12 protein-coding genes are annotated in these 14,660 nt (G+C 59.9%); 4 read left to right on the top strand and 8 right to left on the bottom strand.

Annotated elements, in window-relative coordinates:
- Positions 1 to 88: 88 nt before the first annotated feature.
- Entirely contained in the window at positions 89 to 1,675 is a 1,587-nt protein-coding gene (locus C3Y92_RS17605; RefSeq protein ID WP_165352141.1) for an acyltransferase family protein, read from the top strand.
- Positions 1,676 to 1,977: 302 nt separating this feature from the next.
- On the opposite strand, the gene C3Y92_RS17600 is transcribed toward C3Y92_RS17605, so the two are convergent.
- The 4 genes from C3Y92_RS17600 to C3Y92_RS17585 form a co-directional block, all read right to left on the bottom strand.
- Entirely contained in the window at positions 1,978 to 3,141 is a 1,164-nt protein-coding gene (locus C3Y92_RS17600) for an SGNH/GDSL hydrolase family protein (protein ID WP_165352140.1), read from the bottom strand.
- Between the two features lie 115 nt (positions 3,142 to 3,256).
- Positions 3,257 to 3,811, bottom strand: a complete 555-nt coding sequence (locus C3Y92_RS17595; protein WP_129354775.1) for a hypothetical protein — start codon at positions 3,809 to 3,811, stop codon at positions 3,257 to 3,259.
- Positions 3,812 to 3,839: 28 nt separating this feature from the next.
- Positions 3,840 to 5,399 carry a hypothetical protein gene (locus C3Y92_RS17590; RefSeq protein ID WP_129354773.1) on the bottom strand — a complete coding sequence of 520 codons (1,560 nt, stop codon included), beginning with the start codon at positions 5,397 to 5,399 and terminating at the stop codon, positions 3,840 to 3,842.
- Between the two features lie 663 nt (positions 5,400 to 6,062).
- Positions 6,063 to 6,704: a GDSL-type esterase/lipase family protein gene (locus tag C3Y92_RS17585; protein WP_129354771.1), complete on the bottom strand. Its 642-nt coding sequence runs from the start codon at positions 6,702 to 6,704 to the stop codon at positions 6,063 to 6,065.
- A gap of 269 nt (positions 6,705 to 6,973) precedes the next feature.
- Between C3Y92_RS17585 and C3Y92_RS17580 the strand changes: the two genes are divergently transcribed.
- Entirely contained in the window at positions 6,974 to 7,804 is an 831-nt protein-coding gene (locus C3Y92_RS17580) for a PilZ domain-containing protein (protein WP_129354769.1), read from the top strand.
- A 137-nt stretch (positions 7,805 to 7,941) separates the two neighbouring features.
- Here C3Y92_RS17580 and C3Y92_RS17575 read toward each other — a convergent pair whose 3' ends face one another.
- Positions 7,942 to 8,895, bottom strand: coding sequence for a lysylphosphatidylglycerol synthase transmembrane domain-containing protein (locus tag C3Y92_RS17575; RefSeq protein ID WP_129354767.1), 954 nt, complete (start codon positions 8,893 to 8,895; stop codon positions 7,942 to 7,944).
- A 72-nt stretch (positions 8,896 to 8,967) separates the two neighbouring features.
- The gene (locus tag C3Y92_RS17570) at positions 8,968 to 9,252 is read right to left on the bottom strand and encodes a c-type cytochrome (RefSeq protein ID WP_129354765.1); all 285 of its coding nucleotides are present in this window, start codon (positions 9,250 to 9,252) and stop codon (positions 8,968 to 8,970) included.
- A 187-nt stretch (positions 9,253 to 9,439) separates the two neighbouring features.
- Between C3Y92_RS17570 and C3Y92_RS17565 the strand changes: the two genes are divergently transcribed.
- On the top strand, positions 9,440 to 10,237 hold the full coding sequence (locus tag C3Y92_RS17565; RefSeq protein ID WP_129354763.1) for a DsbA family protein: 798 nt from the start codon (positions 9,440 to 9,442) through the stop codon (positions 10,235 to 10,237).
- Positions 10,238 to 10,275: 38 nt separating this feature from the next.
- Entirely contained in the window at positions 10,276 to 10,836 is a 561-nt protein-coding gene (locus C3Y92_RS17560) for a hypothetical protein (protein ID WP_129354761.1), read from the top strand.
- A 232-nt stretch (positions 10,837 to 11,068) separates the two neighbouring features.
- Here C3Y92_RS17560 and C3Y92_RS17555 read toward each other — a convergent pair whose 3' ends face one another.
- Entirely contained in the window at positions 11,069 to 13,531 is a 2,463-nt protein-coding gene (locus C3Y92_RS17555) for an ATP-binding protein (RefSeq protein WP_129354759.1), read from the bottom strand.
- 204 nt (positions 13,532 to 13,735) lie between these two features.
- Positions 13,736 to 14,506, bottom strand: coding sequence for an SGNH/GDSL hydrolase family protein (locus C3Y92_RS17550; RefSeq protein WP_129354757.1), 771 nt, complete (start codon positions 14,504 to 14,506; stop codon positions 13,736 to 13,738).
- Between the last annotated feature and the right edge of the window lie 154 nt (positions 14,507 to 14,660).

Genomic DNA, 14,660 nt, shown 5'->3' with positions numbered 1-14,660 from the left:
TTTTCGGCAGACAGTTCCAGTTGGCGCAAGCTGTCATTGTAGCCTAACACCGCCTCCGTCGGTGTTTGAAAGGACGGCCATTGACCCTATGGGAATTCTTCGTTTCATTCTCGCTTTATCAGTTGTTGTAGGTCATGCCGATCATTCTTCAGGCTTGCCAGGGCTGGACACGACCCTGGCAGTCCGTTCGTTTTATATGATCTCTGGTTTTTATATGGCTCTTGTTTTGTCATCAAAATACAAGACTAAGCCGTACTATGTGTTCATTTGTAGTCGGTACATGCGGCTTTTTCCTGCCTATTTGGCCGTGCTGGTTTTGACGGTCGTTTATGGTTTTGTAACCTGGGCCGTTGTCGGTTCAGTCCAGTGGCCTTTGGCCGGGTGGGTTCATACCGTAACCGGACTCAGCGATAGCGCCATCGTAGGATACGCGCTCTCGAACGTGTTCCTGTTCGGCCAGGATATTCTGAGTTTTTTCAATGTGGCCCCAGATGGCCGTCTGGTGCTTGACTACCTTGCCCGTTATACAGACGGGCCTTTCGGCGGCTACATGCTCGTGCCCCAGGCCTGGACGCTTGGACTCGAATTGTCATTCTATCTTGTCGCGCCGTTTTTCATCGCCCGTTCGTCCCTTGTCATCGCCAGCGTCGTCGCCGGAAGCTGTTTGCTGCGCTTTGCGGTTTTTCCTTGGTGCGGCATTGAGGCTGAACGGCTCGGTTACCGTTTCTTTCTCTTTGAGATTATTTTTTTCTGTTTTGGTGGTCTGGCGTACAAACTCTACGCGTGGGAGCGCTTCAGAAGCCTTGGCGGCCGTGTGCACGGAGCCGTCGTGTTGGCGCTGGCCGTACCGTTTTTGTCCTTTGCCTGGGATGTCCCGGAAGCCGCTCGCTATGCAGCCTTGGCGCTGTGCATCCCGTCGCTTTTCCTCCTCACGCGCGACAGTCGCCTGGATCGGCTTGTGGGCGAACTGTCCTATCCGATCTACATCAGCCATATTCTGGTGCTGTATGCTTTAACGCAATACACGAAGATGGGGGACGAACTGCCTGGCGTGGCCCTGACGCTCGTGCTGTCCGTGCTGCTGTACGTCTTTGTCGAGCGCCAGGCGGAAGAGCGGCGCAAGCGTATTGTGGACGGGCCGCCGCGACGCTGGCCGACGTTTACGGGGGCGGTTACGGGCGCGAGTTTCGTGCTTGCCGTCGTTGTCCTGCCCTTTGTCGGCAAAGCGGTTTTTGAGCGAGAGCATCTCTCCAGGGCAGCGGCTTTTGCAGCGTATGATTTTCTGGCGGATGCCCCGGACAGAATCGTGCTCGTCGGTTTCGACGCGCCCGAACGTAACGGGGCAAACACATGGCGATGGGGGCTTGGCTCAAAATCCGAGATGCTCTTTTCGCTGCCAAAGGCGGCGAATTGCACGCTTACTTTTCAGTTCTTCTCTTTACTGCAGGGGCAAGTCGTATCCATCTATTGCAATGGCCAGCTTCTGGAAAAGGTGGCTATGCAGAAGGATGAAATTGTCTTCAGACAGTATCGTTTGCCGCTGCAAAAGACGAATAATGTCATTCGTTTTATGTACGACGATTGGAACGGGAAAGACAACGCGGCTCCTCGTGTTGCGCCAAGTGATGAGCGTCCCCTTGCCGTTTGCTTCAATGCGCTCACGATGGCCTTCTGACCGCCCGACGAAAACCCGGCTGCCTCGGCTTGTTGCCGGCGCCAAGCTTTCCCGGCTTTGCGGGTGGTCCAGGGAAGTGTCCAGCCTGTTTTTTCCGTCTGGATTGGCCTAGGGTTTTCTTGGACACGCCTGAAGAGCAGGTCATCATCGAAGCAGAGGAAACGGCTAAATCCGTTTTGGCTCGGCAAGAAGCCGTCCAGACAGCCCAACTCCAAGCCTTGTACGCCTCCCGTACGCCCGAGGCCCATACCCAGGCCGGCGACGTGTTGTCAGCTTGGTGGTTCAAGCTCCTGAGTTGGCCGTCATTGCTTCATATCGTTGACGGGAAGTTCCGGGATGCCGAGAAGATACAACTGTGCAAACTCAAAACCGTCGCATTCGCGCACAATTTTGTCGCGCAATACGGTTTTGAGCAGTGTCTTGTAAACAAGCGTTGCAATGATAAAATTGCCCTGGATGCTCGGATGGCTGAAATCAGCTTTCCCGTAAAATAACAGCCGATCTTTCGCTTTGAGAACAGACGGCTGCGGATCAAGATAAACCATATTATTTTTAGCGGCGAGACTGGCATTTGCCTGGCCAAGCAGGGGCATCGCCTGCCAGAAAAGATTAAATTCCCAATACTTGATGGTGTCTTTTAATGGCGTGAAATTGTCTTCTCTGCCGACAGAGGAAGTGAAATTCCACGGGTAGTTTATGTTGAAGACAGAGATGCCTCTGGCTCGGCATCCGTCTATCATGGCCTGCATGTTTTTTGAATACAAAATGAGAGCTTGCTCAATTTCAGGTGTCAAATCTTTTTTCTCATGGGCTTGGAGCTGCAATTCATCGATCCATTCGGACAGCCATGCCTCGATCGCGCTGCAAAGGCGGCTTCTCTGGATTAAATATTCGACAAAAGTGTTATAATTCCTTGCAGCAACGCGCTTTCTGATAGTGTCCCATCCTTCGTGTCTTTGTAGAATAGCTTGAACATCAGTCATTCCGAGCATGAAAATAAACAAATCAGGGGAAATCTCTAAATAACGCTCAAAGAGATAGGCATGATGATCCGTGACATAGCCAGGAACACCGGCGTTGATAACTTCAACTTTCAAATTGTCTTTAAATTGTGACCTTGAAAACATTTCACTAAGAATGCCTGGGTATGTTTCATGGTTATGTACGTTGACTCCATTCGTTGCGGAATCGCCAACGCACACGATCCGATAGGTGTTTTTGGGCTTGATGACGTCAACATCGTCCCCTCTGAAGCCGACATTATTTATGCAATTTACAGACTTGCCTTGCGGCGAAACGCTTCCTTGTCGAAAGCGATATCCAAGTACGGCGTCAGAAACGCACAATGGATCATTGGCATACTTGTCTGTCGTTTGTTTATCATGAACAAACCTATAGACAAATTCAGCCGTTGCCAAAAGCAAAGCAACGCCGACGAGGCTGCTTAGTATTCTTTTTATGATCATTCGGTGCACCGACAGGATTCTTGTAGTTGTCATGGTGACGATCGACAATGCTTGGCAAGCGGCTGGCAATTCATCGCCAATATGCCATTTCAGGGCCGTTGCTCAGAGATGATGGTCAAAAAAACACAGCGCCGTTGAGTGTCCACAACTGCGCAAACTTGCCATAAAGAGAAATGACAAGCGTGGTATTGAAATCTTCATCGACCCAGCCAAAATCGACGCAATCCAGACAGATGCGATATTGCTTGCTGATGGGCGACCATCCGCGGTCCTTGCCGTTGACAACAAAGAGAAGACGCCTGCGAACATTGCGTTCCTCATGAATTGTAATCGCATCCTCCGGCCCGGATGTCCGCGGGTACAGTATGGCTAGGTCGCGATCAACTTTCAACGTGACTTTGACCAAGGCAGGCTTGGAAGGATCACGCGGGGAAAGTACTTGCCAGGGGGTGTTTTGCTCTTCGCTTGTTGCTATATTGTCGGTGAAAATAATCTGTTGTTGTATATTGCTGCATTCCAAAAAACGCTCGCGCCGCAGGGCGGTATCTTGCCATGGCACAATGAAACTGCATATCGTTCGGGTGATGAGACCTTCCTGCGCAAAGAAAAAAACAGTGCCGGTAGCCAATAGGGACAGCACAAAAACAACCGTAGATATTTTGATTTTCAAAGGGTTAACCTGCCCACTGTTGCGCACATCACTTCTGGCATTGCGCGTCTAGATTTAAATACAATGTTCCGTGATCACTCTTCCAGAGTTGTTCTATCTTTGTTGTCCGCGTCACCTGAGAATACTGCTCGTCGTTCATGATAAAAATGTAGTGCGATTTGTATGGCAGGTCGTGTTTTTCAGGCTCTTTGAAAAAATGGATGGCGATCCCCGGCGGAACATCCAAAAAATCCCTCTTTGTCCAATCAAGCAACATCAACGTGTTGCACCAAGGCGAACTGTCAGGAATGTAACGTATTGTTTTTGCCATCTCTCTCCCGTAGGTCTTGTACTTGTTGCTTAAATACTCATATTCCTGCTTGATAGGATAGGTATCCGTCTGTCCGTCTCTATGGTTCTCGAGATTTACGGGAAGGAGCATAAGGCTTGCTACAAGCACAATATAATACCAGCGAGACGGCAAATAACTTGTCATGATAACTAAGGAAAGAAGAAAGCATGGAGCCAGCAATCGAGTGTTTGGATAATACCAAAAGATAGAGAATATGAATAGTCCTCCCATATTGATGATGTGGAAAAGAGTCAGATCTGCTGCCGTAGTGCCATTCTTGCCCACACCCTCAATCTTGTTTTGAAAGAGATAGGTCAGCACGGGTGCGGCAAACACAAACGAGGACATGGTCCAAAGCAGTAGCTTGTCATGAACGTTGTCTCTCTCGAACGAAAAAAAGAACTCAATATTCCATGCTAAATAATCAAGGTAGTGTTTTGATGAAAATCCTTCGGAGAAAAGGCCTTCGAGATAATTAAATCCGAATTTTCCGTAGGGATATGGGGCGGATATGAGTTTGTACATGATGTAGCAAACGCCAATCATAAGAAATCCGGCTATGGTCGACCGAATATAACCCCACTTGCCAGGCTTTCGCGTAAAAAGAAAAAGGGGTAAGTACAGCAACGCCCAGGAATACCGCAATAATGAAGCCAGCAGAAGAAGAACGAACCCTATGATGAACGCATTTCGTCTCTTTGGTGTGTGTGCATCCTCAGATATCAGGCTCATGAATATCGATGCGAGCGCGATGGCCACAGACACATGCAGTGTTTCCTGCCAATTCAGTATCAAATGCGAGAAAAAAGGGAAAAATGAACCGATAAACAATGCGGCAAAAAGCAACATATCGCTGCGACCGCGCCAGCGCGCAACGAAAAATATAGCGGCAGCTGCAAAATAAAAAAAATAGGCAAAATTAATGCCGCTATACTCCGGGAATCCTATGAGCTTCCCGATGATTGTCGCCAAAAAAAAGGCGAAGAAACCATGGCCGCCATATAATCCTATGCCAAGTCTCGGGGCAAATCCCAGCATCTCTTCAAAACCGGAATAGCCACCCTGCAAACCGACATGATAAAACGAATTGGCATCTATCCAGAACAATGTTTCATCATGGTTTCGCGGCAGATAGGTCCATGGCGACGACTGAAAGATGATGCATATTGTCCAGAAGCTTATCGCTATTGGAAGTCCGATCAGCAAGGTCCCTGCTAACAAACGCATTGCCCAGGACGTAGTACTCCGCGATGCCATCTCGTCCACTCCTTCCAGCCAAACGAATCGTGCCGACTTCGCCCTTGCGACGCTGGCAACGTCGCCAAGGCGGGCTTTCGCCGTTTGCCGGCCGAAGGCGCATAACCCTCTTAACCGATTGTTTTACCACTTTAGGTCATTATGACCAGAGCGGCAAGGCAATTGGTATTGGATGTCGCGAGCACAGACTATGAACGACGCAGGTAACCCATGAATTGACCGATGCCGAAGAGGTCAGGCGCCGTTCCCCCACCTTTGGGAAATTCCCCTTGGGGCTGTCATGCGCGGCCTAAGCATCAATCGCATGGCCGCAGGAGATTGTCCGGTCCCATGTCGGGGAAGGTTTTGGCGATGCCGTACATCCGGCCGTCGTCTTCCGTCCGTGCCATGATGGGAGTAATCTTCACAAAGGGAAAACCTGTCGACGCTTCTTGGCGCCGGCGAAACAGGGGCGGACATGCGCGCGCCACGGAAGCAGGAGGCGGCACGGCCGAAAGTGGCCTGGCCGCACTGCAAGACGCCCTGCTGCGCAACCTGTCGCCGCAAAACCTGGATGCCGGGAAAACGGACCGGGGCCGGCATCTCTTCAAAACGAAAAGCCCCCGCCGGGGCAGGGGCTTGATGATCGCTTGGGCGCGTACAGGCCGCCAGGCGGCCGCAGCCTCAGTTGGCGCTTGTCTGCGTCGGCTGGGCCAGGCCGGCCACGGTCTCGGGCCGGGTGAGCTGTTCGTTGGGCTGGGTCACGTACTTCTCGATGAGCGCCTGCCACAGCTTGTAACCGTCGGGCCGCAGATGCACGCCGTCGGTGGTCAAGGATTCGCGCAGCGCGCCGCCCTCCGCGAAGTGGCTGTACAGGTCGATGTAGACGCAGTTTTGCATCTCGCCGCAAAGCGTCTTGAGGCCGGCGTTTAATTCCATGATCTTGTCGTTGGAAAGGTCCTGGCGGTTGACGACCGGCAGCACGCTTTGCACGAAGATCATGGTCTTGGGCGAGCCCTTGTTGATGCGAAGCAAAATCTCGCGGTAACGGGCCAGGATGGCGGCATTGGGGCTATACAGCTCGTTTATGCCTTCCAAAATGAAGATCTTTTCCGGCTTTTGCGCCACCACCGGCCCCAAGGTCTTCAAAATCTTGGCCGTGGTGTTGCTCACCGCACCCTTGTTGACCACATCCTTGAACATGCCCATGTGCTTCCAACCGGCCGTCTGGCTGCCGCCCAAAAACACGGTCTTGGCCAGCGCCCCGGTGGCGCACAACACGAGCGCCGCCGAAATGACGGTCGCGCGAAACCAAAACGACACCATTGCTCCCCTCTTTGTGCGCATACATCCATCCCCTAGGCAAAATCCAACACGGGGCAGCTGGTAGCACGGCCCGAACCGATTGAAAAGTCCCCCGGCCGGGCAGCTCCCCGTTTTTCATGGCCTTCTCCGGGAACAGGTCTTTCCTGGTATTGATTTTCATTTTCATATAAGCCACAGTGCCTCAACGCCGTGACCCACGGCAAACGAATCCGCGTCCGTGTGCGCCTCGTCCGGGGCGTTGCGGGCCTGGGCAATGAAGCAGTACGCCCATGACGTCTCCCGCCCCCCCCCGCCGCCTGTTGGAAGAGGCTTTGGCCCAGCGTTCGCGCTGTCATTTGTCGCTGCCCGAAAACGTGGTCGGGCTCAAAAACCTCGATTGCGCCATCCTGGAAGCCACCAACCGTGGCATCCTGCTGGAGAGCATCGGTAAGGCCGCAGCCGGTTCGCACTGGGTCGGCCTCGACGTGAAAGGCTATTTCCGGGTGGCCATCAAACGACAGACGCTGGAGGAGACGTTTTACACCTTCAACAGCCACATCAAGGCGGCGGCGGCCAGTCCCGCCGGCCTGGCCCGGCTGCGGCTGGCCGAACCCGAGCGCCTGGTTTTCGGCCAGCGCCGCAAGAGCCTGCGTCTGGAGCCCGATCTGGACCGGCTGCGGGAGGCCTTTTTTTGGCGTTACGACAAAGCGGCGGGCTTTTCCCTGGATTACCCGGCCCTGCGGTCGGCGGATTTTCGAAACGGCCGGGCCCGGCTGCTCAATCTCTCGGCCGGCGGCCTGGGGCTGGCCGTCAGCGCCGCCTTGGCCGGCCCGCGCGGCCTTGAGGCGGCCAAAGGCGACCGTTTGGTGGTGCGCCTGGAACTGGACGAGCCTCGGGCCGTTACGGCCGGCGATTTCTGGATGGTGGCCAAGGTCTGCCATGTGGCGACCTTGGGCTGCGACGGCGATCTCCAGTTCGGCCTGCAGTTCCTGGCCAGCGGCAGCCTGGACGCCAAGGCCGGCAAGATCCGTTGGCAGCCCGTGGAAGGGCACGTCATTCCGGAACTGGCCGACATCCTCTATTATTGGCACCTCGACCGCCACCGCGAACGCCAGGGCTAGTGTCGCGTCCCGGAAAAATACGAGAGGTTTTTTTAAGAAAAATAAATAGTTTTAGCTTGTTGACTACAAAACACCAGATATGTTTTTAGCGGACTCGACACGGGCCTCGCGGCGCTGCTCGAACACCTGGACCGGGGTCACAGCCCCGGCGTCTGGGCCCGCCGGCGCAGATCGGCCAGGGACAGGCCGCTGACGGCCAGCACCCCCATGCCCGCCAAAGTTATCGGGATGTATTGCAGCATGTGCATGGTGAGGCCCAAGGCAAAAGCCTGGTCCCGGTCCACGCCGAACCAGCCAAGGGCCAGCACGGCCGAGGCTTCATAGACCCCCATGCCGCCCGGGGCGGCCGGCAGGGCAAAGCCCAGGGTGGTGACGGCGAACACCGTGAGGATCATGGTTGGATCGGCCGGCCGGCCGCCGATGCTGGTCAGCCCTACGGCGAAGGTCAGGATGAAGCCGGTCCAGCAAAGCGCCGTCCAGGCCGCCAGACGTAGCAGGAAGCCGGCCCGCAACCGGCCTTCAAACAGGGTCAGCATCTCCCCGGCGAACAGCTTGAGCCGCTCGCCAGGAACAAGGCGCAGGCAGGCATGGGCCGCCGCCGGGCGCAGCCGCAGCAAGGCCAGAAAAGCCCAGCCGCCGCCGACGATGGCCAGCAAGGGGTAGAGCAAAAGCCCCTGGCCAAGCAACGCGGCCACGGCGATGCCCAGGACGAGCAGGGCCGACAAGTCGAAAAACCGCTCCCAAAAGACCGCTTCCAGGGATTGCCCCAGGGACAGGCCGGCCTCGCGGCACAGATAGGCCGCCTTGGCCACCTCGCCCAGGCGCGCCGGCAGCACGTTGTTGACGCCAAGCCCGAGCAGACAGGCCCGCACCCCGCCGGCCGGGCTGATCCGGTCGCCGGCCAGAAAACGCAGCCGCAGCCCCGGGGCCAGCGCGCTGGCCAGAACCGTCACGGCGTAGAGCAGCATGGCCCAGGCCGGGAAACCGGCCAGCGCCTGCCCCAGCCGGTGAAAATCGACGCCCCACAGGGCGTAGGCCAGGCAGGCGGCGGCCAAGCCGAAGCGTGCCGCCAGGGAAAGGCATTTGCGCATGGTGGGGAAACCTCGTAAAAAAGGCCATGGAAAGGGCTTCCATGGCCTTTTTCACGGCAACGGGCAAGATGGTTATTTTTTGGGCAGGGAGGCGTAATAGGCGGCCAGATCGGCGATGTTTTCGTCGGATTGCTTCTTCATGATGGCGACCATGGCCTTGTTTTCGCCCTTGCCGTCCTTGAAGGCCTGCATTTTGGCGGTCAACGCGGCCACGTCCAGGCCGTCGAGGTCGCCCTTGCTTTTGTGGCAGGCGCAGCCCTTGGCCAGCTCGGCGCCCTTGGCCGCGTCGCCGGCGGCGTAAGCCAGGGCGCAAAGCCCCAGCACCAAAGCGCAAATCAATATGCCGATGCGTTTCATGCGATCCTCCTTGGGTGTGCTCCCGGCGATGCCCCACGACGGGGAATCGCTTTCACCATATCCCGACTTTTTAAAAAGGCAATGCTTTCACTGCGTTTGCCTTGCATTTGGGAAATTTTTGTTGCATTTCCATCAGCCCAGGGTAGGCTTGCACGTCGTGGACATCTCCAGGCAAAGGACGTTTCCCATGGTTTCGCGCACCGTTTTGGCTATGCTGCCCTTGCTGCTTTTGGTGGCTTGCGCACCGTCCCCGTCCCGGGACGGCGTCAAGGAAGCCATCAAGGAACACCCGGAAATCGTGCTCGACGCCCTGGGCGAGCGCAAGGCCGAACTGTTCGCTCTCGTCGTCGAGGGCCAGCAGGACTACCAGACCGGCCAGCGCCAGGCCCGGCAGGACGCCGAGCTGCAAAAGCCGCTGTCTCCGGCCATTGATCCGGCCCGGGCCATGCGCGGCCCAGCCGACGCCGCCACCACCGTGGTGGTCTATTCCGACTTCCTGTGCCCCTACTGCGCCAAGGGGGCTACGACGCTTAAGGAATTCGCCTCCCGCCATCCCGATTCCGTGCGCGTGCTTTTCAAGCACTACGCCACCGACGAACTGGCCAAACAGGTCGCCCTGGTCTATGAGGCCCTGGCCGCCCAGAATCCCCAGCTCGCCTTCGCCTTTCACGACGCCGTCTTCGCCGCCCAGACCGAGGTGGAGCAGGGCGGCGAACCCGTGGTCTACGCCTTGGCCATCAAGCTCGGGGCCAACGTGAACCAGCTCAAGCGCGACCTCAAACGCCCCGAACTGGCCAAACGCATTGAGGACGACACGGCCGAGGCCCGGGCCTTCGGTTTCGACGCCACGCCCACCTTCGTTGTCAACGGCGTTTCCGTGCGCGGCGCGGCCCCGCTGTCCGAGTTCGAGGACGTGCTGCGCCGGGTGGCCCGCAGCGGCGGCCAGGAAGCCCCGTGCGCCGCCTGCGACAAGAAAAAGCCCTGATGCCCACGCCCGGTTTGCACCCCCAAGCGAGGCGCCCCATGCGCGTTTGTTCCCGCGTTTTCGCCGTGCTGCTGGGCAGTCTGCTGCTCGCGGCCTGTCTGGCCGTCGTCCCCGCCCCGGCCCGGGCCGAAGAACATACGCCGCCATCGACCGCCGTCACCCTGGACGAGGCCGTGTTGGTGGCCATGCTTGATGACCTCATCAAGTATTATGAGGACGCCCGGCCGGCCGAAAGCCAGATCATAGCCCTGCTGCCGGTCCACGAAAAGAGCAAGGACAGCCCGGAATACAAAAAACTGCGCTTTCTCTTCGACACCTACCAGAAAGCCACCACCAGCCTCAACAATCTGGTGGACATGCTCTACATCTATCTCAAGCTCGGCAATTCCAAGGAAAGCGACATCAACGCCTATGTCGTCAACCGCACGAAAAATATCGTCACGTTCCTCAACAACATGGTCTATCTCCTGACCACCCGCAATCAGGAATACGACGTGCCCGCCTCTTCCGACGTGCAAAAGCTCTACGAGACCTACCTCGTGCGGCTGACCACCCTGCTCTACGAACTCAACAAAGCCATGCCCCAGTTCGCTCGCTAAGGCGGGTACAGAAAAGATGCTCCGGCGGCTGGGGGCCTGAGGCCCCCAGCCCCCCCCATATGGAGAAAATGTGGAAGGGGTTTTCGGGGGTATTTTATTTTCCAGTGACCTGGGTAGCCAAAGAGACCAGCATAGCATTCGTGGGAAGTCGCGTTGCTCCGACGTCCGAGAGCCGACCGCCTAGACCCCTTTATGGTTGAGGCGGCCGTTGCGACTTGGCGCTGGAATCATCCTACGGCGCGGCCGGCTGGTGCCCTTTGGCGGCGAAGCCGGTCAGGGCGGCGTCCAGGGCCTCGTCCAGGGCCTGGCGGCAGGCGGCGAAACGGGCCGTTTCCCCGGCCCGGGCGGCGTGTTCGAGCTCCCTGGCTCGGGCGACGGCCGTGGTCGCTCCCACCACCCCGGCATTGCCCTTGAGGGAATGGGCCAAAAGCGCCGTCCCGGCGGCGTCCGACGCGTCAAGGGCCGCCGCCAGCCGCGCCCGGTCGCCGGGCGTGTCGCGCAGGAACACCGCAATCAGCCGGTCGTAAAGCGCCTCGTCGCCGCCAAGATTGGCCAGGGCTTCGTCGCGGCCGGCGTCGAAGGCCGGCTCGGCCGCGTTGTTGGTCCGGGCGTCGGCCTTGCTTCGGGAAGAGGCGGGCGCCGATCCGGCCTTGGTCCGGGAGCGCCCGGAACGGGGCTTGGCGGCCGGCATGACGTCGCGCCGCTCGGGTGCGTCGGCCGTCGTCGCCGCCGGCCCGGCTTCGGCCTGGGGGGGGCTGTCCGGGGCCGGGGACTGGCTGGCGGCCAGGGCGTCGAGGAGCTGGTCGAAATTGACGGGCTTGGCCAGATAACCGCTCGCGCCGCTGCCAAGGATGCGCTCGCGGTCGCGCACGGCCCCGTAGGCGGTGAGCGCCAGGATGGGGATGTCCCGGGGGATTCCGGCAACCTCCCCGGACCGGATGCGCCGGGTGGCGGTCAGGCCGTCCATGACCGGCATCTGGATGTCCATGAGGACCACGTCGAAGCGGCGAAGGACCAGGGCGGCCAGGGCCTCCTCGCCGTTGACCACCCGGATGACGTTGTGCCCCTTGGGAACCAGGAAGGCCTGGATCATCTCGGCGGCCAGGTCGGCGTCCTCGGCCAGCAGAATGTCCAGGGCCGGCAGCTTGGTTCTGGCGGCGCTGGCCGGTTGGGCCGGACCCTCAGCCAGGGGGAAGCGGGCGGTCAAAACGAATTCGCTGCCCTGGCCCACGCACGAGGCCAAGCGCAAACGGCCGCCCATGAGCGCGGCCAGCCGGCGGCAGATGGCCAGGCCCAGGCCCGTGCCGCCGTAGCGCCGGCCGATGGTCTCGTCGGCCTGGCTGAAGCTCTCGAAAATGGTCTTTTGCTTGTCCTCGGGGATGCCGATGCCGGTGTCGCGCACGGCAAAACGCAGGCTCACCCGGCCATCCGGGGCGCGCCGGCCGGGCCGGGCCAGGGTCAGGCGCAGGCTGACGCCGCCGACGGAAGTGAATTTGAGCGCGTTGCCGACGAGATTGCCGAGCACCTGGGCCAGCCGGCCGGCGTCGCCGATGACGTGCTCGGGCACGTCGGCGGCGGTTTCGCCGGTGAGCGCAAGCCCCTGGCGCTGGGCCACGTGGCGGTGGGCGGCCAGGGTCGCCTCAAGCACCTGCCGGGGGGAAAAGGGCGCGGCGTCGAGTTCCAGCCGGCCCGACTCCACCCGGGACAGGTCAAGCAGGTCGCCCAGGATGCCGCGCAGGGACGTGCCGGCCTCGCGGATCATTTCCAGGCAACGGGTCAGGTCGGCCTGGCCGCCGCTGTCCGGGCGCAGGGCCAGGTCGGCCATGCCCAGGATGACGTTTAGGGGCGTGCGGATCTCGTGGCTGACGTTGGCCAGGAACACGGATTTGGCCCGAAGGGCCCGGGCCAGCTTGGTGCGGGCGGTCTTGAGCTTTTGGGCGGTGCGCTCGTGGCGGGCCGCCTCGGCGGCCAGACGGTCGTTGGTCTCGCGCAGGCTGGCCGTGCGGGCGGCGATGACGTCCTCCTGGCCGCGCACGTGTTCGGCCAGGGCCTGTTCAGCCGCCTTGAGTTCGGAAATGTCGGCCAGAAAGCTCACCGTGGCCGGCCGGCCTTCCCACTCCATCCAGGCCGAGGCGGCGTTGACGTGGCGCAGGCCGCCGTCGGCCGTGACGATGCGAAAGGCGTGGCCTTGCGGGGCCTGGCCGCCGGCCAGACGGCGCAGGTGGATGCCAAGGACCGTGCGGCGGTCGTCGGGGTGCAGGAACTCCACAAAGGGCTTGGAGCGCAAGGTGGCGGCGTCGTAGCCGGTCAGGCGCTCCATATAGGGGTTGACGTAGACCAGTCGGCCGGCGGCGGCCACGGCCACGCCTTCGGTGGCCCCGTCGATGATGTCGGCGAACTGGCGCTGCCGAACCTCGCCGGTGGCGGCGGCTTCAGCCAGATCGGCCACGTCCAGGCCGCGCAGCACCAGACTCCCGTCCGCCTCGGCCTCGGTCCAAAGCCGCCAGACGCCGCCGGCTCCGGTCCAGTCCAGGCTGGTCCCCGGAGTCGGGCAGGGCAGGGGCGGCGGCGCCCCCAGGCAATCGCCCAAGAGACCGAGGGCCGCCGGATCGGCGGCTTTGACGCGCCCGGCCGGGTCGAGACGAAGCGCAAAAGCCGGCCCGGGGAGGGCCGGGCCGGGCTGGGGCTGGTTCATGCAGGCCTCCCGGTTTGGCCAATGTCCGACCCGACGGGCATCTTGTCAAGGCGTGGGACAGCGGACGGGGCGGGCGGGAGCCTGCCCCGACTGGCGAGGGCCGGCCGTCGAGGGCCGTGTCCCCGAAAAACGCCTATGGCGTTTTGTGGACTACAGGCGTGGGGTTTTGTTTAAAATTCGGTCGTATGTTGCACGGACGAGACACTAGGAATCGGGGCGGGTCAGGGCGCGCAGGGCGACGGTGTAAACGGCGTCGCGCCAGGCGGCGGCGGCGACCGGGTTCAAATGCACGCCGTCCACGGTCTGGGGCTGGCCGGAGGTCTTGCGGCGTTCGGCGAGCATGGCGTTGATGTCCGCCAGGGGAACGTCGAGACGGGCGGCCACGGCGGCCACGATGGCGTTGTAGCGCGCGATCTTGGATGCGTCGAAACGCTGGGCTTCTGGCTTGTCCAGCTCGATGGGCGGCAGGTTGACCAGGACCAGCCGGCGGTTGTCGGCCAGGACGGTCTTGCACAGGGTTTCGTAGCCGGCCTCGAACTGCTCGGGCGTGGTCCCAGCCGCGCCAAAGGCGTCGTTGACGCCCATGGCCACGATGACCAGCGGCCCGGGCGCGGCGGCCAGGACGCTTTCCAGGAAGGGCTGGGATTCGAGCACCCGCGCTCCGGAAATGCCGGCGTTTAAGACGTTGCGGCCGGCCAGGGCCGGGCAGAAGAGCTGTTCCACGATGCTGTCGCCAAAGACGACGATAAGCGGCAGCCCCTGGGAGCGCAGCTGGGCCTGGATGATGGCGATGCGGGTGCGGCGGTAGAGGCCGCCGAGGTCCTGCATGGTGGTGTTGACGAGATCCACGTCAGAGGCGATCTCGCGCATCTGGGCGGCCATGCGGTCCCAGCCCAACTTGTAATAGAAGGCGATGCCGGACATGCTGAGCAGGCAGCCGGCCAACAGCGCGACAAGGAGTTTGTCAGTTTTCAAACCGGTTGATCCTGGCAACGGGTGACGCGGGAAAATCGCGTGAGGCGCACCGTCTAGCAGGTTCCCGGCGGCACGTAAACCCACGTTCACCTCGGTCGCGCGAACCTTGTTGACCGTCGTGCCCGGCGCGGCGCATAGAGGAGAGCATCCAGGC

The sequence above is a fragment of the Solidesulfovibrio carbinolicus genome (genome assembly GCF_004135975.1).
In the GTDB taxonomy this organism is placed as follows: domain Bacteria; phylum Desulfobacterota; class Desulfovibrionia; order Desulfovibrionales; family Desulfovibrionaceae; genus Solidesulfovibrio; species Solidesulfovibrio carbinolicus.
Note: the sequence above shows the minus strand (reverse complement) of the source record. Positions and strands in the feature narration are given on the sequence as shown.